Source organism: Roseburia sp. AF25-13LB (genome assembly GCF_003478915.1).
In the GTDB taxonomy this organism is placed as follows: Bacteria; Bacillota; Clostridia; order Lachnospirales; family Lachnospiraceae; genus Roseburia_C; species Roseburia_C amylophila.
Genome location: NZ_QUFO01000001.1, coordinates 622,324 through 642,300 on the forward strand (window position 1 = coordinate 622,324; position 19,977 = coordinate 642,300).

Annotated in this window: 22 protein-coding genes; 4 read left to right on the forward strand and 18 right to left on the reverse strand. The window is 40.3% G+C overall.

The genetic code is table 11. From position 1 onward, the window contains the following. Positions 1-242 precede the first annotated feature (242 nt). Positions 243-554: a type II toxin-antitoxin system RelE/ParE family toxin gene (locus tag DWY37_RS03005; RefSeq protein WP_117699360.1), complete on the reverse strand. Its 312-nt coding sequence runs from the start codon at positions 552-554 to the stop codon at positions 243-245. Further along, a complete protein-coding gene (locus tag DWY37_RS03010) occupies positions 544-804 on the reverse strand; it encodes a type II toxin-antitoxin system Phd/YefM family antitoxin (protein ID WP_117699361.1) in 261 nt (86 codons plus the stop codon). The genes DWY37_RS03005 and DWY37_RS03010 overlap by 11 nt, the downstream gene beginning before the upstream one ends. 302 nt (positions 805-1,106) lie before the next feature. Here DWY37_RS03010 and DWY37_RS15930 point away from each other — a divergent pair, with 302 nt between their 5' ends. Continuing rightward, positions 1,107-1,271, forward strand: a complete 165-nt coding sequence (locus tag DWY37_RS15930; RefSeq protein WP_171024793.1) for a hypothetical protein — start codon at positions 1,107-1,109, stop codon at positions 1,269-1,271. A 477-nt stretch (positions 1,272-1,748) separates the two neighbouring features. Here the strand turns inward: DWY37_RS15930 and prfA are convergent, their stop codons facing one another. From prfA to rho, 5 genes are all read right to left on the reverse strand, one after another. Beyond that, complete coding sequence (prfA, locus tag DWY37_RS03015) at positions 1,749-2,822, reverse strand: peptide chain release factor 1 (RefSeq protein WP_118542059.1); 1,074 nt, start codon at positions 2,820-2,822, stop codon at positions 1,749-1,751. Position 2,823: 1 nt separating this feature from the next. Continuing rightward, a complete protein-coding gene (gene prmC / locus DWY37_RS03020) occupies positions 2,824-3,654 on the reverse strand; it encodes a peptide chain release factor N(5)-glutamine methyltransferase (protein WP_118542061.1) in 831 nt (276 codons plus the stop codon). An 18-nt stretch (positions 3,655-3,672) separates the two neighbouring features. Beyond that, the gene (locus DWY37_RS03025; RefSeq protein ID WP_118542063.1) at positions 3,673-4,593 is read right to left on the reverse strand and encodes a DUF1385 domain-containing protein; all 921 of its coding nucleotides are present in this window, start codon (positions 4,591-4,593) and stop codon (positions 3,673-3,675) included. Between the two features lie 80 nt (positions 4,594-4,673). Beyond that, positions 4,674-4,874 carry a 50S ribosomal protein L31 gene (gene rpmE / locus DWY37_RS03030; RefSeq protein WP_022243129.1) on the reverse strand — a complete coding sequence of 67 codons (201 nt, stop codon included), beginning with the start codon at positions 4,872-4,874 and terminating at the stop codon, positions 4,674-4,676. 129 nt (positions 4,875-5,003) lie between these two features. Continuing rightward, the gene (gene rho, locus DWY37_RS03035) at positions 5,004-6,482 is read right to left on the reverse strand and encodes a transcription termination factor Rho (protein WP_117699010.1); all 1,479 of its coding nucleotides are present in this window, start codon (positions 6,480-6,482) and stop codon (positions 5,004-5,006) included. A gap of 208 nt (positions 6,483-6,690) precedes the next feature. Here rho and DWY37_RS03040 point away from each other — a divergent pair, with 208 nt between their 5' ends. The 3 genes from DWY37_RS03040 to DWY37_RS03050 are packed head-to-tail and all read left to right on the forward strand — an operon-like array spanning position 6,691 to position 9,306. Next, a complete protein-coding gene (locus tag DWY37_RS03040; RefSeq protein WP_022243131.1) occupies positions 6,691-7,842 on the forward strand; it encodes an NAD(P)-dependent malic enzyme in 1,152 nt (383 codons plus the stop codon). Further along, positions 7,842-8,786, forward strand: coding sequence for a TIGR01212 family radical SAM protein (locus DWY37_RS03045; protein WP_118544372.1), 945 nt, complete (start codon positions 7,842-7,844; stop codon positions 8,784-8,786). The genes DWY37_RS03040 and DWY37_RS03045 overlap by 1 nt, the downstream gene beginning before the upstream one ends. A 4-nt stretch (positions 8,787-8,790) precedes the next feature. Then, the gene (locus tag DWY37_RS03050) at positions 8,791-9,306 is read left to right on the forward strand and encodes a DUF4364 family protein (protein ID WP_022243133.1); all 516 of its coding nucleotides are present in this window, start codon (positions 8,791-8,793) and stop codon (positions 9,304-9,306) included. Between the two features lie 155 nt (positions 9,307-9,461). On the opposite strand, the gene DWY37_RS03055 is transcribed toward DWY37_RS03050, so the two are convergent. From DWY37_RS03055 to DWY37_RS03105, 11 genes are all read right to left on the reverse strand, one after another. Further along, positions 9,462-10,061 (reverse strand): flavin reductase family protein, encoded by a 600-nt coding sequence (locus DWY37_RS03055; RefSeq protein ID WP_117699012.1) that lies wholly within the window; start codon positions 10,059-10,061, stop codon positions 9,462-9,464. An 82-nt stretch (positions 10,062-10,143) separates the two neighbouring features. Beyond that, entirely contained in the window at positions 10,144-11,796 is a 1,653-nt protein-coding gene (locus DWY37_RS03060) for a putative manganese-dependent inorganic diphosphatase (protein WP_118542067.1), read from the reverse strand. Positions 11,797-11,820: 24 nt separating this feature from the next. After that, positions 11,821-12,615 (reverse strand): hypothetical protein, encoded by a 795-nt coding sequence (locus tag DWY37_RS03065; RefSeq protein WP_022243136.1) that lies wholly within the window; start codon positions 12,613-12,615, stop codon positions 11,821-11,823. A gap of 53 nt (positions 12,616-12,668) precedes the next feature. Further along, the gene (gene trmD / locus DWY37_RS03070; protein ID WP_118544371.1) at positions 12,669-13,415 is read right to left on the reverse strand and encodes a tRNA (guanosine(37)-N1)-methyltransferase TrmD; all 747 of its coding nucleotides are present in this window, start codon (positions 13,413-13,415) and stop codon (positions 12,669-12,671) included. An 8-nt stretch (positions 13,416-13,423) separates the two neighbouring features. Then, positions 13,424-13,969, reverse strand: a complete 546-nt coding sequence (rimM, locus tag DWY37_RS03075; protein ID WP_022243138.1) for a ribosome maturation factor RimM — start codon at positions 13,967-13,969, stop codon at positions 13,424-13,426. 161 nt (positions 13,970-14,130) lie between these two features. Then, on the reverse strand, positions 14,131-14,538 hold the full coding sequence (locus DWY37_RS03080; protein ID WP_117840898.1) for a hypothetical protein: 408 nt from the start codon (positions 14,536-14,538) through the stop codon (positions 14,131-14,133). Between the two features lie 93 nt (positions 14,539-14,631). Beyond that, entirely contained in the window at positions 14,632-15,084 is a 453-nt protein-coding gene (gene nrdR, locus DWY37_RS03085; protein ID WP_022243140.1) for a transcriptional regulator NrdR, read from the reverse strand. Positions 15,085-15,248: 164 nt separating this feature from the next. After that, positions 15,249-15,500: a YlmC/YmxH family sporulation protein gene (locus DWY37_RS03090; protein ID WP_022243141.1), complete on the reverse strand. Its 252-nt coding sequence runs from the start codon at positions 15,498-15,500 to the stop codon at positions 15,249-15,251. Between the two features lie 61 nt (positions 15,501-15,561). Further along, positions 15,562-16,662 (reverse strand): redox-regulated ATPase YchF, encoded by a 1,101-nt coding sequence (gene ychF, locus DWY37_RS03095; protein WP_117840897.1) that lies wholly within the window; start codon positions 16,660-16,662, stop codon positions 15,562-15,564. Between the two features lie 186 nt (positions 16,663-16,848). After that, complete coding sequence (locus DWY37_RS03100) at positions 16,849-17,307, reverse strand: DUF6548 family protein (protein WP_117699077.1); 459 nt, start codon at positions 17,305-17,307, stop codon at positions 16,849-16,851. 12 nt (positions 17,308-17,319) lie between these two features. After that, positions 17,320-19,911, reverse strand: coding sequence for an ATP-binding protein (locus DWY37_RS03105; protein ID WP_118542071.1), 2,592 nt, complete (start codon positions 19,909-19,911; stop codon positions 17,320-17,322). Positions 19,912-19,977 lie beyond the last annotated feature (66 nt).

Here is a 19,977-nt window from a genome sequence, read left to right on the forward strand (position 1 = left end):
TTATGGTATTGTATTTGAATTTGGAATACTTGATTTTCTAATTGCATACGCAATTCGTGAAATGTATAATTATACTGTTGATACATCAGACACACAAATGTAAATAGGGACTTGAATTTTATTTATACGGAACTAACAGACCTGTCATTTTTATTAGTTGCAATATCTTCCATTACTAAATTTTACTTTGCAGTATTTCTATTATACTAAATTTAATTTGTAGGATGAATACAACACATTTTTTATAATTTACTTTGATAATTCTCTAACTGATGAAAAATACCAACTACATTTACAACATCCGCTCTCACATCAAAAACGATAATATAATTCATCTGTGACACAACTGCCTCACGATATCCTCTTTTAGCAAGATATGCATCTCTGCACTCTGCGAACTGAAATGGATTAACCTCTAGCCTGTCACAGATAGTATCTATACTATCCAACAGATGCTTTGCTGCCTGTTCATTCCTTAAGCAATAAATTAAATGATACACAAGATTATCAAGCAGTTCATTCGCATGTTCAGTAACATTTATTTTATATGCCATACTTCGCCCTCATTTCTCTAAGCGCAGTTCTGGCATCCTTTACCTGTCCTTCCTCTATTTGCTTTTCAGATATTTCAATATCTCTGTACATAGCAATCTGTCTCATGGTTGACTCATAAGTCTCCATGCTCATAATTACCATATCTCCATATCCATTTTTCGTAATATAAATTGGTTCCTCTGCTTTATGACACATATCAGATATCTCTGATGTATTCTTCAAATCTTTAATTGGAATTATTTGTGGCATAATGTACACCTCCTATTCATGGTCTAATTATACCATAATTATGTCTTTTTTCAATTTAATTATCACGTAAAGTGAAATTTTTAATTTTTAATTTCTATGTCCCTATTTACATTTGTGTGTCTGATGTATCAACAGTATAATTATACATTTCACGAATTACGTATGCAATTAGAAAATCAAGTAGTCCAAATTCCATAAAATGAAATTTTAGGGCAAATTACAGACATTGGCTTGGCTGTAGTATTTTTAAACAACGTGTGTTAGACTACTGTTATACAAATCGGAGTTTCAGGAGGAAAATCATGAGCAGTAGGGGAATTTTTATTTTAGCGATTACATGGATTGTTATGTCACCGTTTTGGTTCTGGGCAGAAAATATTGCGTTAGGTATCATATGGCTATGTGGCGGAGTCATTGAACTATTTATCGCATTAGTGAGACGCAGCAAAGAGAAGAAAAACAAGTAAATTCCAGTTTGTCAATTACAGGTGACATTGAAAGAGTCAGCCCATTCAAGATGCTGGCTCTTTCAAAAATTCCATTCTAATAAATTGCACGACAACTTAAAGTAAAAATGAATACCCATTAGTAAGAAGTGAATAGAAAAATGAATAAAAGAGTGGTGTTTCGTATAATTATGAGTTAGTATGCATCAGACACACTTTTGTAAAAAGGGAGATTTCTATTTACTCTTCCATTCTTGTTTTTCTTATAGACTCTAATACTTGACTCTCCAAAGTATCCTAATACCCACAACAAAGAATGTACCTTGGCACATTCTCGCACCTGCGGCGGTCGCTTGCGACATCTACCTTATACGCCGCAGTGCGCATCCTCGCGAAGCGTTTTTTACTTTACAGGAAAGCAATTTCCTGTAAAGCAAGAAAAAAGCAATCCTTTGACCTAACCAAAAGACCGCTTTTCTTGATTCTTACTAATTCATATTAATTCTCATTCATCTTCGCCAATTTTGCTGCCTGGTCGGCTGCAATCAGCGCATCTAAGATTTCCTGGATATCACCATTCATAATCTTGTCCAGTTTATAAAGGGTAAGATTGATTCTGTGGTCGGTTACACGTCCCTGTGGGAAGTTATAAGTACGAATCTTCTCTGAACGGTCACCGGTACCAATCTGGCTTCTTCTGGCTTCTGCTTCTGCATCATGCGCCTTCTGGCATTCTATGTCGTATAATTTAGCACGTAAAAGTGCAAATGCTTTCTCTTTATTCTGCAGCTGTGATTTCTCTGTCTGGCTGTAGATTACAATTCCGGTTGGGTAATGAGTCAGACGAACTGCAGAGTCTGTAGTATTGACACACTGTCCACCGTTTCCGGATGCACGCATAACGTCGATTCGGATATCCTTTTCATCAATCTGGACATCTACTTCTTCTGCTTCCGGCATTACTGCTACTGTAATAGTAGAAGTATGGATACGTCCACCGGACTCTGTCTCAGGTACACGCTGTACACGATGTACACCAGATTCATATTTCATAACAGAGTAAGCACCCTGTCCGGTAATCATGAAAGTAACACTCTTCATTCCACCGATTCCGATTTCTTCGCATTCCATTGTCTCTACCTTCCAGCGTCTGCCTTCAGCGTAATGAACATACATACGATAAATCTCGGCTGCAAATAAAGCAGCTTCATCTCCGCCGGCACCGGCACGGATTTCCACAATGACGTTCTTGTCATCATTCGGGTCCTTTGGAAGAAGAAGAATTTTTAGTTTCTGCTCTAATTCTTCTACTCTTGCCTTGGAATCATTTAACTCTTCCTTTGCAAGCTCCTTCATTTCTTCATCTGTTTCTTCGTCCAGCATAGCAAGAGAATCTTCAATATTCTGCTTACACTGTTTATATTCTTTATAAGCTTCCACGATAGGAGTTAAATCGCTCTGCTCCTTCATCAGCTTACGAAAACGCTCCGGATTATTTGCCACATCCGGTTCACTTAACTCACTCATCAACTCTTCATAACGAATCAATAAATCCTCTAAACGATCAAACATTTTAATTTCCTTTCCCTTTTACCACACGGTCATTTTGTGCAAGGTCTTTGATTACTTCAACTTCTGTAAATCCAGAGTTACGCATCAGCTCAGAGACTGCTTCTCCCTGGTCATAACCAATTTCCATGTAAACATATCCGCCAGGATTCAAATAATCCTTTACCTGTCCGGCAATCTTCCGATAAAAATCAAGACCATCCGCCCCGCCATCCAATGCGTTTTCCGGCTCAAAATCCCGTACCTCCGGCATCAGTGACAGAATCTCTCCTGTCGGTATATAAGGCGGATTCGCCATGATTACATCAAAAGTCTCGGTAATATTATCAAATAAATCACTGCGTATCCAGTCCGCATCCACTTCATGCATCTTTGCATTTTCTTTCGCTACCAGCAATGCAGTTTTCGAAATATCACTTCCAACACCGGTAAGTTCCGGTGCATTTTTCAACACACTGATTAATACACAACCAGACCCTGTACAAAGGTCTAATACTTTCATCCCCGGCTTTACAATCTTCAATACCTGCTCCACTAAAGTCTCGGTATCCTGCCGCGGTATCAGAACATTGGAATTTACTTTGAATCGAAGCCCCATAAATTCCTGTTCTCCAATAATATACTGTAACGGAATATGCTCGGCACGTTTCTGTACTGCAATCTCATATTCCTTCTGAGCATCCTGTGTAATATCTTCTTCCCCGTGAACGTAGTAGTAACTGCGCTCAATCCTGCATACCATCTGCAAAAGATACCATGCATCCAGTGCGGCATCCGGCACTCCGGCATCTTTAAGACACTTTGTACCAAATTCCACTGCCTCTCTATAAGTCATATATTACGCCCTTTTCTTTTACATTTCGCTCAAATATTTTCTCCAGTCAAATACTGCTTCCACGGAAGCAATACCAACCTCAATCATAGAATCGTCCGGTTCTCTTGTAGTGAGCTTCTGTAACCATAATCCAGGTTTACTTAAGAAATTCACTACCGGATTATCACTTTTTCCGGCAAGCCGGATAAATTCATATGACACACCAGCAATCACCGGTATCAGCAGCAAACGAAGCACTACCTTCAAAATCCGGCTCTTTACATCAATAAATGCAAAGAAAATAATACTGATAATCATTACAAACAGGAGAAAACTTGTACCACACCGCTTATGCAGTCTGGAACTCTTTCTCACGTTTTCTACATTCAGCTCCATTCCATGTTCAATGCAGTTAATGCATTTGTGCTCTGCTCCATGATACATGAATACACGCTGAATATCCTTCATTAAGGAAATTGAAGCTATATATGCCAAAAAAATCATCATTCGGATGACACCTTCAATCAGCGCCAGTGCCACATGGGATGTAATAAACTTCTGAAAAATCAAAGAAAGATAATATGGCAGAATCATAAAGATTCCAATGGCAAGTACAAAGGAAAATGCAACAGTAATACCCATTTCTGCTTTTTCTTTTTTTGCTGCTGCCTCTTTTGATAATTCTTTCTTTTTTGCTTTGGTATCTTCCTCATCCTCTTCAAAGAACGATGCGGAATATGTAAGCGTTGATATTCCAAGCGTCAAAGACTCCACAAAACTTAACACTCCACGTAAAATCGGAATGTTCCGCAATGTCTTGTTTTTAATCAGTCCATAATACTCTTTGGTATCAACGGTAATCTCTCCATCCGGCTTCCGGACTGCCACGGCGTACTTTTCCTTATTTTTCATCATTACGCCTTCTAAAACTGCCTGTCCACCGATTCCCGAATATTTCATGTGTGACCTCTCTTCCTGTTTCTAAAAAAAGGTTGAGATTAGAAACCTCAACCTTATCTTTCAGTCACATTGTGCAATTTCTATTTCATGCCGTATTTCTTATTGAACTGCTCAATACGTCCACGAGCCTGGTTAGCTTTCTGCTGTCCAGTATAGAATGGATGGCATTTGGAACAAATTTCAACGTGAATATCCTCTTTGGTTGAACCAGTTACGAATGTGTTACCACAGTTACATGTAACTGTTGCCTGATAATAATCTGGATGGATTCCTTCTCTCATGTCTCTCACCTCTCATATATGAATTGCTTCGCAATTACGACATTTGTCTAATTTAAGTGCGATACTGTTTAGTTTCCGAATAAACAGCTTATTCATTGTAGCATAGGAAAAGCTGTTATGCAAGTGTTTTTAAACAAATTTTGTCTTTTTTACAGTCTGGATATATTCCCGGTTGTTTTTCGTCCGGACAAACATATTTAAGATGCTCTCAACCGCTTCATCGGTACGCATGCCATTGATTGCCTTACGCATAATAAATACGGCCTCCTGCTCTTCCTGTGTCAGTAAGAGGTCTTCTCTTCTTGTACCGGATTTTACAATGTCAATTGCAGGGAATACACGTTTCTCAGATAACTTACGGTCAAGCACCAGTTCCATGTTACCGGTTCCCTTAAATTCCTCGTAAACAACATCATCCATCTTGCTTCCAGTATCTACCAGTGCTGTTGCAAGAATCGTAAGGCTTCCGCCCTCACGCATATTACGGGCTGCACCAAAGAAACGCTTCGGCATATGGAGAGCTGCCGGGTCAAGACCACCGGATAAGGTTCTTCCACTTGGCGGAACTGTAAGGTTATATGCTCTTGCAAGTCTTGTAATACTGTCTAAGAGAATCATAACATCCTTCTTATGTTCTACCAGACGTTTTGCTCTCTCAATTACCATCTCGGATACTCTCTTATGATGCTCCGGCAATTCGTCAAAGGTAGAATAAATAACTTCTACATTTGGTCCTTCAATTGCTTCCTTAATATCGGTAACTTCCTCCGGCCGCTCATCAATTAATAAGATAATCAGATGCATCTCCGGGTTATTCTGCTTTACTGCCTGTGCCACACCTTTTAATAATGTAGTCTTACCTGCTTTTGGTGGGGAAACAATCATTCCACGCTGTCCCTTACCAATCGGAGATACTAAATCTACAATTCGCATTGCCATTGCACTATGGCTTGTCTCAAGCCGGATTCTCTCATCCGGAAAAATCGGAGTTAAATCTTCAAAATTCTTCCGTTTTACAGCCTCTGACGGATGCAGGTCATTAATGGAAGTAATGTATAATAATGCAGAGAATTTCTCAGCCTGTGTCTTAATTCTGGTATTTCCGGTCACAATATCTCCGGTTTTCAGATTGAACTTACGAATCTGGGATGGAGAAACATAGACATCATGCTCTCCCGGCAGATAATTTTCACAACGGATAAATCCGAATCCATCCGGCATAACTTCAAGAATTCCATGTGCCTTCACACCGCTGTCTAAGTCCTTGTTTTCTTCTGCCACACGCTCCGTTTCATCTTTTTCCGAAATATGCTCATCCGGTGTATGTCTTACTGTGCTTCGACGCATCTCGCCCTCATGTCCCCTCGCTGCATTTTCCCGGTGCGGACGTTCTGCGCGATAGGTTCTGGTTTCTGCTACCTGCTCCGTAGTTTCTGTTGTGCCTTCCGCTTCTTTCTTTGCTTCCTGCACCTTTGCTTCCTTTTCATCTTCCGCCAGCATAGCTTCTACTAACTCAGCTTTCTTTAAGGTAGAAATTCCTTTCATTCCCCTTGCCTTCGCCAGCTCACGCAGCACTGCTGCAGAAAGACTTTCATACTTCTCTCTCATTCTATTCTCCTTACCTCTTGCTTATTTGATTATCTGCTAAATAATTGGGATTTCTTTTTGAAATAAAAATAATTGGAACGTAAGATTCGTCTTTTCGTATTATACAACAGTTTCTTTCAAATAGGAAGTCCTTTTTCTTGCTTTAAAAATTTTTTAATGATATGATACTAGACGGAAGTAATCAATGGCTAAGAAAAGGAGACGAACTATGGATACCAACGAAAAAGCAATTGAAATGCATAAAAAATGGAATGGAAAATTAGAAACCATCTCCAAGACACCGGTAAAGACCCGGGAAGATTTATCTATCGCATACACACCTGGTGTTGCGGCACCTTGCCGTATCATCGCAGAAAATAAAGAAGAAGCTTATACTTATACCATGAAAGCCAACACCGTTGCCGTTGTATCAGACGGAAGTGCTGTTCTTGGTCTTGGAAACATCGGACCGTACGCAGCCATGCCAGTTATGGAAGGAAAATGTGTACTGTTTAAAGAATTCGGAAATGTCAACGCTGTTCCAATCTGCCTTGACACACAGGATACCGAAGAAATTATAAAAACTGTTAAAAATATTGCTCCGGGATTCGGCGGCATCAACTTAGAGGATATTTCCGCTCCACGTTGTTTTGAAATTGAAGAGCGTTTAAAGGAAATGCTTGATATTCCGGTCTTCCATGACGACCAGCATGGTACTGCTATTGTTGTTCTTGCCGGAATCATCAACGCATTAAAAGTAACCGGAAAAGAAAAAGAAAACTGCCGCGTTGTTGTAAATGGTGCCGGTTCTGCCGGTGTTGCCATCACCAAACTGTTACTGACTTACGGCTTTAAAAATGTTATTATGTGTGACCGCATGGGAATCATCGGCAAAGATTATCCTGACTTAAACTGGATGCAGAAGAAAATGACCGAAGTTACCAACCTTTCCAATGAATCCGGTACCCTTGCCGATGCATTAAAGGGTGCTGATATCTTCGTTGGTGTTTCCGCACCAAATATCGTGACTCAGGAAATGGTTGCATCCATGAATAAAGATGCCATTCTTTTTGCCATGGCAAATCCTACTCCGGAAATCATGCCAGACCTTGCCAAAGCTGCAGGTGCTAAAGTGGTCGGAACCGGAAGAAGTGATTTCCCGAATCAGGTAAACAACGTTGTTGCTTTCCCGGGAATCTTCAAAGGTGCTTTAGAAGGACACGCTTCCCAGATTACAGAAGAAATGAAGCTTGCTGCTGCAAAAGCAATTGCAGGGTTAGTATCTGATGAAGAATTAAATGAAGACTTTATTATGCCGGAAGCATTTGACCCGCGTGTTGCCGAAGTGGTAAGCCAGGCAGTCAAATCACACATCCGCTAATGAAAAACGACACGATTTCACTGTGGGGGGAGAAGCGCTACCACTCTCTGGACTACTATTTAAAAAATACCTATCACGAAAAGGTATACCGGATTGCATTAAATGCCGGACTCAGTTGTCCCAACCGTGACGGACGCTTAGATACCAAAGGCTGTATTTTCTGCTCTGCCGGTGGCTCCGGAGATTTTGCCGCCTCTCCCACACTTTCTATCACAGAGCAGTTAGAAACTGAAAAAAGGATTCTGAGAGCAAAAAGAAACTGTAACAAATTCATTGCATATTTTCAGGCATTCACGAATACTTATGGTTCTGTGGAACACCTGCGGGATCTTTATATGCAGGCAGTAAATGACCCGGATGTGGTTATTATTTCCATTGCCACAAGACCTGACTGTCTGCAGCCTGAGATTCTTTCACTGCTTGCCGAAATCAATGAAAAGAAAACCGTCTGGGTGGAACTTGGTTTACAGACAATCCATGACGACACCAGAGTGTTTACACGAAGCGGCTTTACTTATGAGACTTTTCAAAAGAGTCTCTTCGCCCTTCACGCCCTTTCTATCAAGGTGATTGTTCATCTGATTTTAGGACTGCCCCACGAAACCAGAGAAATGATGTCTGCATCCGTTCAGGCAATTGCAAATCTCCCAGTCTGGGGAATCAAGCTGCAGCTGCTTCATGTATTATCCGGCACCGATTTAGCCGCTTATTACGAAAAGACGCATTTTCCGGTATTTTCCATGGATGAATACTGTGAAATGATTATTGACTGTCTGGAGCTTCTGCCGCCGGAAATGGTGATTCACCGGATTACCGGCGATGGTCCGAAGGATTTACTGATTGCGCCGATGTGGAGCACCGGAAAACGGACTGTTTTAAATCAGATTCACCGCCGCTTAAAAGAGCGGAATACTTACCAGGGACGCTTAGCAACTAAGAGGTGATTTTATGGCTGAACCAGCTACTTTATATAAATTAATTATTCTGCACATGCTTGAACATATTGATTTTCCATTGTCCAATGCGCAGATTTCAGATTTCTTTTTAGACAGGGAATATACCGACTACTTTACGATTCAGCAGGTCATTCATGACCTGATGGATTCCGGGCTTGTCCGTACGGAAAACACCCACAACAGTACACGATATATCATTACTCCTGCAGGAAAAGAAACGCTGCATTTTTTTCATGACAAAATATCCCCTTCTATTGAAGAAGATATTGCTGCTTATTTTCAGGCAAATAAGCTTGCCATTAAAACAGAAAATGCATATCTATCCGATTATTACAAAACACCGGAACAGGAATACGGTGTGCGATGCCAGCTCCGGGAAAAAGGCCGTACCCGCCTTGATTTTACTTTAACTGTCCAGACAAAGGAACAGGCGGAAGCCATCTGCACCAACTGGCAGAATCAGGCAGATGATGTATTTGCCTGTCTGATGGATTTACTTTTAAAATAAATATCTAAAATAAATGTTATTCAAAGGTTCAAAAAGCGGAACAACGAGAAGATTTTTCTCTCTGTTCCGCTTTCTATAATTTCTTATATTTTCAGTTATTTTGTTCTTTTTATCTTATTCTTTTCTATTTTGTCTTTTCTTATTTTGTTTCTTTCCTATTTTGCTTTTTTCTTTCTGCCATTCTTTGAAGGCTTCTGCTTCTTTACGCTGTAACCAAAGCTTCCAAGCTTCTTACCCAGCAGAAAATATTCTCCATGGGAATAAGTCACCAGCCCGCTCTGATTCAGTTCGAATTTACCTTTTTCATTCATATAGGAATCATCAACGGTAACGCCTACTACATCTGCCAGAAACATATCATGGCTTCCAAGATGTAATATCTGGCTTACCTTGCAGGCAATGTTTACCGGACTTTCTGCAATTCCCGGTGCCGATACCTGCGGAAGGTTCAGTGGTGTCAGATGCATGGCATCAAACTTGTCAACGTCACGGCCGGATTTTACGCCACAATAATCCGTGGCACAGACCAGATCCTTCGTCACAAGATTTACAACAAATTCGCCGGTTTCCGCGATTATTCCATGGGAATATCGTTCCGGGCGGACAGATATGGAAAGCATTGGCGGATTCGTACATACCGTCCCTGCCCACGCTACCGTAATAATATTCGGTTTTTCTGTCGGTCTCTGGCAGCTTACCATCACTGCTGGAACCGGATATAACATATTACCCGGCTTCCATGTTTCTTTCGCCATTTCAATTCTCCTGTATAAGTTGTTATCTTTTTTCTGTCTCTGATATGGGCATTTAAACCTGCTGTCATCCTGCCGTAAGCATTTACGCTTGCTGCAATCCTGCCATTAATGTCGGAATCATCTGTTTCTTACGGGATACTACTCCCTTTAAGTAAAAGCTGCCTGATTCATCCGGCTCTCCAAAGCACTCCTTTAAAAGGCTGCCTGCCTGTGCTCCGGCATAGATTACTTCCGAATTCTCATCCAGAATGTCCGTCAGCATCACAAATACAGCATCCAGTTTCTGCTCTCCCAATGCAATTTCCAGATATGGCTGCAGCTTCTTCTTCGCCATGCCAAGCTGCACGTCACTCATGGCACTAAGCTGTGCTACACCAAAATCAAATTCATCGGTATGGAAGGTTTTAAAATCCTGATAAAACAGTTCTTCTGTTGTTTTTTTCTTAAAATCACTGCCGGCTTCAAACATCTTCTTGGCCAGCTCTTCAATATCTACTTCTGCAATCTTCGCCAGTGCTTCTGCTGCTGCCCGGTCCATCTGTGTACAGGTCGGTGAACGGAACATCAAGGTATCTGAAATAATTGCTGCCAAAAGAATTCCGGCTGTCTTTTTATCAATGATTACTCCCTTTTCCTGATACATCTGATAAATAATCGTTGAAGTACAGCCCAGTGGCTGGTTCCGGAAAAATACCGGAGCAATCGTCTCAAGGCTGCCCAGTCGGTGATGGTCAATAATTTCTAAGATTTCTGCATCTTCGATTCCATCTACTGCCTGGGATTTTTCATTATGGTCAACAAGGATCACCTGTTTTTTCTGTAAATTTAAAAGATTTCGTCTGGAAAACATACCGACATATTTTCCATTCTCATCCAGTACCGGAAAATCACGATGACGCACTTTAGACATAGTCTCTTTCACATCATCCACATAATCCTCTAATTCGAATGTAATCAGATGCTCCTTTTTCATAATATATTTAATCGGCATACTCTGATTAATCAAACGCGCCACGGTAAATGTGTCATATGGTGTGCTGATAAGCATACAGTCTTTCTCTTCTGCAAGCTGCACAATGGTCTTTGTAATCTTCGCTCCGGAACAGACAATCACACAGCTTGCATTCATTTCCAATGCACAGAACTGTGATTCATAACGGTCTCCTAAGATAACCATATCGTCATCTTCAATATACTGCTCCATCATATCCGGTGTGGTAGCCGCAACAACAACCTTACCTTTTATGAAGTAACCATGCTCATTTCCTGTTACAAGAGTTCCATTTAAAGTTTCAACAATATTCTTATACTGCGTCCGGGCAGTTGCAAGAATCCGGTTGTCCAATACATCCATATAGGATTTTGCAATATCACTGGTAACAACCATTCCCTGCAGATTGTTCTCATTGTCAGTAATCGGCAATGACACGACATCTAAATTCTTCATCAGCTCCCATGCCCGTTTAATGGAAATGTGACTGCTGACACCCTCCGTTCTTCGATATTCAATATCCTTAATCTGTGCACCGACATCTGTTACCAGTTCCGGTTCCGGTACATCAAAAAATTTTAGGACATACTTCGTCTCTTCGTTCATATGTCCTGCTCTTTTCGGTATAAAAATACCGTCCTCTGTTTGATTTTTTAAATCTGCATAGGCAATCGCCGCACAAATAGAATCTGTGTCCGGATTCTTATGTCCAATTACCCATGTCTTTCTCTTTCCCTGTGTCATATAATTCCTCGTTTTAACTACTGCTTAAAAATTAAATACTCCAAGAGAATATAGAATAAATGCCACCAATACTACAAAATTGATAACAGAAAACCAGGTTAAGCATTTTGCATAACCTTTTACGGTATTCAAGCTCTTCTCTAAAGTATCATTTTCCTCTAACTTAACGGTAAGCTCTTTGATTAAGTCCTGCATATTGCGGTAGCACTTTACATCTTCGGTATGTATTTTCTCAGCCAGTTCCAGTTTCATGCTGTCTAACTGCTGGGAAATTTCCTGTAAAGATGCCTGCATCTGTGCAGTCTGTTCTGCGGTTCTTCCGGTGGAATCACTTACGTCTGCTGCAATCTTTTCAGACAGTGCATTCAATTTTTCTTCTACACGGTTAATCATTTCTTCCATCTGACCGTGTACTCCGGTAAGAAGAACATCTGCTTCTGATTTACGTGCATTTAAAACATGCTGCAGTTCTTTTGCTTTTTCTTCTCTTTCATCTACGATATTCTGTAATTCCTGCACTTTGTCTTCTTTTGTAACAAGCAAAGCCTGAAGCTGTTTTGCTTTCTCACGGAATTCATCAATCTGCTTTAATAAGAAATCTTCCTTATCCATTCCTTTATCCACCTTACTGTTTGTCCTCTCTGACCTGTTATGCTGTTCGTTTTCTTTTAACGAAGGGGCTGCCTTTCTGGTCTCCGTATTTCTTATCTGTACCTTCTGTTGTGTCACCGGCTCTTTTCTGCTCCGGTCCGGCGTCCCATAACTCTTCGCATTTTTACGGTAAAACATCGTTTTCAGCACATCAAAAAAGCTTTTCACTACCGTCTTCCTCCTGCGGAATCTCTTCCATTCCTATTACTGCTAGACACATTCTAGCATTTACCCTGTGATTTGTCCAGCAAATGCTCAACCATTGCTTTCTCCTTTGCTGTCAAATCTGCATCTGCCAGCAAATCCGGTCTTCGTTCCATGGTTCTTTTAATGGATTGTTCTCTCCTCCATGCTTCTACCTTTGCATGGTCTCCGGAAAGTAAAATAGCTGGAACTTTCTTTCCCATCCAGTCTTCCGGTCTGCTATACTGCGGATATTCCAATAAATCTCCTTCAAAGGATTCTGTGGTTCCGGATTCATCATTTGCCAGTACGCCAGGCACCATACGGGATATCGCATCCACCATGACCATTGCCGGAAGTTCTCCTCCTGTCAGCACATAATCTCCAATCGACACATAATCCGTCACAATTTCTTCTAACACACGTTCATCGATGCCCTCATAATGCCCACAAAGCAGTACCAGGTCTTCTTCCTTCGCATAATCCTTTGCCATTTCCTGCTGAAACGTATTGCCTTGAGGTGTAAGATATACTGTTCTTGGCTTTCTTCCAATCTTCTGCGCCACTGCCTGCCACGCATCATAAATCGGCTGTGCCTGCATTACCATCCCGGCTCCGCCACCATACGGATAATCATCTACTTTTTTATGACGGTCTAATGTATAATCCCGGATGTTAATTGTTTCTATATTTAAAAGTCCTTTGCCAACTGCTCTTCCGATGATACTGGTATTCAGTCCCCGTTCTACCATATCCGGAAATAATGTTAATATATGAAAATTCATTTTGCTACCTACTTCTTATTAATATCACGAAGCCCATTTAAAAGGTGTACCGTAATGGTGCCTTCCTCTATATTGACATTTTTTACACAATCCTTAATTGCCGGAAGTAAAATATCATCTTCCCCATCTTTATGTAATACATAAATGTCATTTGCACCGGTCTGAAGTACATCCTTTACTTCACCTAAATCTTCTCCGTCATCTCCGACTGCCTTTAAGCCAATCAAATCAGCAACGAAATACTCATTCGGAGCCAGCTTTACAGCATTTTCCCTTGTTACATATAGCCCTCTGCTCTTATACTTCTCTACATCATTTATATTATCAAATTCTTTGAATTTTAATATTACCAGATTTTTAAAGAAGCGCGCCTGTGTAACCTGAAGCTCCATCGGTTCCTTTCCAGTATCCAAAAATACCTGCTTCAGCTTTTTAAAACGCATGACATCATCTGTTGTCGGATATACCTTCACTTCGCCACGCACACCATGTGTATTGGTAAGTACACCTACCTGCAGCATTTCTTCCTTCCAGTCTTCCTGCACTTTCTTCATATCCTATCCTCTTTCTCTTATACTTCCGTTCTTTATGCAAGCCTGAATTTAATTATACAAAAGAAGCATAACTGCCGCAAGTAAAAAAGGTAAGATTCTTAAGAATTCTTAGGAATCTTACCTTCTAACGGTCTCTTACTTTTTTATAATCAAAATTGCTCTTATAAATTAAAGTTTTCTACATTTCGCACTTTTGCAGTATCCGTTGCAGTAATCTGCCGGATTCCGCTCTGTTCAATGTTCTCTCCCACAAAGAACTGATACTGCTGCAGTACCTGATCTTTGTGCATATCGGATAATGCCTTTTCAACATCCAGGCTATGTATATCACTTTCAGAACCTTTCATCTCGTAGGTACGATCCGGCTGGTACTGTGCTGCATAATCTGCTGCCCCAAAATCCTGTTCTCTTCGTACCGGAGTCTCTAAGGTATCCTTCTGCTGCTGTTCAGATGCACCGGCATCTGCTGCCGTCTTAACAACCGGTGTATCTTCTACTGCATTCCGGATATTCTGTATGCTGTTGTAATCGTAAAATCCCGCATTGGGACGAATTCCTGAAATATTCATAACGATCACGTTCCTCACATCATAATTATCTGCTACTAATTTTATCGGATAAATTCAACAAAAATCAACCCTTTTCTCCAAAAAGATTTTCTTTTATTTATCCAGCATTTTCTTTAACTCATTCATAAAGGTATTTACATCCTTAAATTCACGATATACAGATGCAAAACGAACATACGCCACTGCATCTAAATCTTTAATCTTATCCATCAGAATCTCACCAATTACGGTACTTGGGATTTCCTTTTCTTCCCGATTAAAAATCTCTGTCTCCACTTCATCAACCAGTCTGGTTATCTGCTCCACGGATACCGGTCTCTTGTGGCAGGCACGAAGTACACCTGCTTCAATCTTGGAACGGTCATACTGCTCTCTGCAGTTATCCTTCTTTATTACAATCAATGGAATTGTCTCAACTTTTTCATAAGTTGTGAAACGTTTTCCACAATCATCGCATAATCTTCTCCGGCGAATGGAGTTATTGTCATCTGCCGGTCTCGAATCAATTACTCTGGTATTTTCACTGCTGCAAAATGGGCACTTCATCTTTTTTCTCCTATTCTAAAAGCTACGCAAAACACGCTTTGTGAATTTTGCGTAAATAATACCGTTTTTCCATCACCAAATGTTCATAAAGAACTGCTGATATCAGCTTTTACAAATATTGGTCGTACTATTTTTAGTATAACTTTCTCGTATTCTTATGTCAACTAACTTTTCACATCTTCTACACAGACATCTACCAGAATAATATCCGGTCCAATCCGCACAACACGTTTCCATGGAATAATATATTCGCATGCCGGACAAAAAATACAGAAAAATTTTCCCGGCGCAGCTACAACCAGTGCACAGATTCTTCCATTGCACTCATCCAGTTCCAAATCCACCACATTTCCCAGGCAGCAACAGTCTGCAATATTAATCACCTGTTTTTCACACAATTCACAATAGCGTATCATGTGCCTGCCCCACTGTGCCTTTTCTTCTATTTATACTATGCCGGATTTTTCAAAAGGTTTCCTATACATTGAAACGGAATAAAATAATATCGCCATCCTGAACAACGTAATCTTTTCCTTCCAGTCTTACCAGTCCCTTTTCTTTTGCCGCTGTCATGCTTCCACACTCAATCAGATGGTCATAGGATACCACCTCTGCACGGATAAATCCACGCTCAAAGTCGGTATGAATCTTTCCTGCCGCCTGCGGTGCCTTGGTTCCCTTGGTAATAGTCCATGCTCTTGTCTCATCTTCTCCTGATGTAAGGTAGCTGATAAGTCCTAATAATTTATAACTTGCTGCAATCAGTTTCTCAAGACCGGATTCTTTTAATCCAAGGTCCTCTAAGAACATTGCTTTTTCATCATCATCTAATTCCGCAATTTCCTGTTCAATCTGTGCGCAGATAACAAATACTTCACTGTTTTCTGCGGCTGCCTGTTCTCTTACTCTTGCAACATGTGGATTGTCTGCGCCATCATCTGCAAGGTCATCCTCACTTACATTTGCTGCATAGATAACCGGTTTTGCAGTTAATAAATTATAAGATGCAAACCATGCCTGCTCGTCCTCATCATCACTCAACGGATAAGTCTTTGCCATCTTTCCCTCTTCCAGATGTGCCTTTAAGGATTTCAAAAGTGCCTCTTCTTTTGCAAGTGTCTTGTCCATTCTTGCCTGCTTGGTAACTTTTGCAATTCTTCTTTCCAAGATTTCAATATCAGAAAAGATAAGCTCTAAATTAATGGTCTCAATATCACGAACCGGGTCAATGCTTCCATCTACATGGACTACGTTGGTATCTTCAAAACAACGTACAACATGAACGATGGCATCTACTTCACGAATATTGGCAAGGAACTGGTTTCCAAGTCCCTCTCCTTTGCTGGCTCCTTTTACAAGTCCTGCAATATCTACAAATTCAATGACTGCCGGTGTTACTTTCTTGGAATGATACATCTCGCCTAACACCTTCAGACGGTTATCCGGTACGGTTACGATTCCCACATTCGGGTCAATGGTACAAAACGGATAATTGGCTGATTCTGCGCCTGCTTTGGTCAGTGAATTAAATAATGTACTTTTTCCTACATTTGGTAAACCTACAATTCCTAATTTCATGATTTATATTTCTCCTTTGAAAAGTATTGTTTTTGCTGTATTAAAAACTTTCATACAATAACATATAGTGTACCACACGAAAGAAAAAATGTACATTTCTAATTTCTTATACCAGTTTGCCACCAGGCAGCATGATTAAAAACAGCACCTGTCATATTTCAATGGATGTTTCCATAACTAGAGCAATCATAACAGCATCTTTACACCGACAATAATTAAAATTATAACTGACACTATAATCAGGATTTTTCTCTCTGTCCAAAAATTGTCTGTTTTTCTAGTACTTTCAAATGTCACATTTTCTCTTCTATTTACGGGCATATTAGAATTTATCTGTTGTTGCAATAATTGATGTTTCACGGATAGCGGATCTTTTGCATCCATAATCTGTTGGTAAAACCATCTAAGCCACACTATATCTGCATCATCATATTCCACATTTCCTTCATGAACCAACTGATTTCTTTTCCATCTAAGTTCCTTGAGTTTTTTATATGTACTTGTCCATAGATGAATTTTCGCCTGAATCACCCTGTTTGTTTGTTCCATATCCTCGATATACCTTGATATACCATGATTTGTTGCATAAATCTCATTGCATAATTTTTCCAAATGAATATACTCATCTAAAAATTGATTATCCACTTCGTCTCTCTCCTATTCCCTGATTGCCTGCACCACTTTCTGCCATTCTTCCATGGTCTTTGAATAAAATACTTCTATCTTCTGCATATCTCTTTCTTTTCCTGCACATTCCAACTGATAGAAATAATCCCCCAGCTGTTTTGCACCGATTCCCCAGGCCTCTCCCTTTAATCCATGGGATATGGTAACAAAGGATTTCCATAATTCCACAGTTTCTGTGGTATCTTCTGTTCCAGGATCAGATGCAGTTTCCGTTTTCTGAAGGGATTCTGCTGTTTCATTGAGAAGCTGCAGCTTCTTTTCTTTTTCGTCTGCAAAGATGCCTAACAATGTCCTATAGAACTGTTCGTCTCCATCTGCATAAGACAGTCCTTCCTCTACTGAAATGCCGCATTTTTCCAGCTGGTGAAATAAAATATCCGTCTGAAGAGAAGCTATCTTTTCTTCTCCGCTTAAGTAAAGATTCTGTTCCGGGATACTGCCTTTTAAATATTTTTGTAAGATGCTTTCTAAAGTTTTGGATTTTACCGGCTTGGTAATATACTCTGCAAATCCTTCGTTTTTATACAGTTCTTTTGCACCAGCTGTTGCATTAGCGGTAAATGCCACTGCCTGAGTATAATGATTTCGTCCTTTCTCATCTGCACGGATGAGGTGCAGCGTCTCTATACCATCCGGCTTCGGCATCATATGGTCTAAAAGAAGTAAATCATATGTTTTCTCTTCACATTTTTGAATGGCAGTATTTCCATCCATCACGGTTTCCATTTTAACCTTTGTCTTATGTAAAAGATGTTCTAATACCATCAGATTCTGCTTATTATCATCTACCGCAAGAATGGTAAAGCTGCTGTAATCCGCATTCATACTTTTCGCACTCTGTTTTGTAAAATGATGTTTTTCCGATACTTCTACCCACGGAATCCGAATCGTAAAGGTACTTCCCTTTGTCACTTCACTAATCAGGCTGATGCTTCCACCCATAGCCTCTGCCAGTTGTCTTGCAATATCCAGTCCGAGCCCGATTCCGTCTTTCCTGCTGTTTCTGGCATTATTGCCCCGTTCAAAGCTTTCAAAGATTTTATCCTGATCTTCTTTTCCTATTCCGATTCCACTGTCAGTCACAGTTATCTTTAAAAAGGTATCTCCATTTTCCGCCGCTTTTTCTGCGCCCAGCTCCACAAAGCCATCATCTGTGTATTTCAACGCATTTTCCAGAAGATTAATGATAATCTGACGGATATGTGCCTTGTCTCCATAGAAATGTTTTCCCGGTTTTAATAATGGTTCCTCCATCCGCAGCCGGAAGCTTAAAGATTTCTTCTCTGCCTGTGGTCTCATCTGGGCTGCTGCGTCATTGATAACCTCTTCTAAAGCAAATGCATCCTTCTTTATCTGAAGCGTACCACTTTCTAACCGTGAAGCATCTAACACTTCTTCTATCAGTGCAATCATACTGTCACCGGCAGATGCAATTTCTCTGGTATATCTACGGATTTTCTCTTCTGATGTTTCTTCGGAAATCACTTCATTCATACCAAGTATCGTATGCATCGGAGTCCGCAGCTCATGGCTCACTTTCATTAAAAATCTGGTCTTGGCTTCATCCGCACTACGAAGTCTCTGCATCATTTCCAAGTTTTCTGTCTGATCGATAAACCAGAGCATGCAGCCATCTTTTTCACCATTTTCCACAATATCTTCCATACGAAGTTCATAGATGCGGTCATTTTTATGCAACAGCCTTTCCCGGTTTGTCAGTGCCTGCAGGATTTCTTTTTGCCTGCTTGCGGCACTTCCTACCTTTATTTCCGGGAAAAGTTCCTTCATACGCTGATTGACGGAGATAATTTTATTTTCTGCATCCAGGATAATCAGGCCTTCTTTTCCATGATTAAATGCATTATCCACCGCAGCCTGCAGAGAACCAAAATATCCATAACGAATCATTGCCATCATCATGCAGAACATCATAATTGTCATGGCAATGACTACCGGATTATAACTGCCAAATACACCCAGGCCCTTTAAGATTAATTCCAGTGCAAAAGTTCCCACACCTGCTATCATATAAATAATCCGCTTTTTATGAATCGGTGAACTCTCCCCGTAACGCATGATACACAAAATAAATACCGCAAGTATTACCGTTCCCAGATGTATATAATGCAGTTTCCATATGATTCCGGGTATAACTTCAATCCGGTGATATATGCCATCTTTCAATATCCGCATTGTTTTATAAAAATATGGATGATATTCTGCCGTAAATACTCCTGTCAAAACAATTATATTAATTACTGCCTGAATAAAATAAATAAACTTTGGAATTTTTAATCTGCCAAATTCGGATGCAAACCATAAAAATGCCATCAGAAAGCCTGCCTGTCCCACATACTGGATGCACAGCCCGGCAAGTGCCTCACCAACGGTATCCGAATGCACCAGTTCCAGATGAACTCCCACCACAAACAGCATGGTAAAAATATCATAAATAATAAATGCAAGCTGTGCTTTGGAGAGCTTTTTACGAAGGCAGACTGCCAACATAAAAAGCATCAGGATAAGCGCTATAATATTTACCAACACAAGAAAATAGAACATACTTCTTTTCCTTTCGTAAAAGTCTTTTTGACTCTTTTACCATATTATAGCGGAATGCCTGATGCT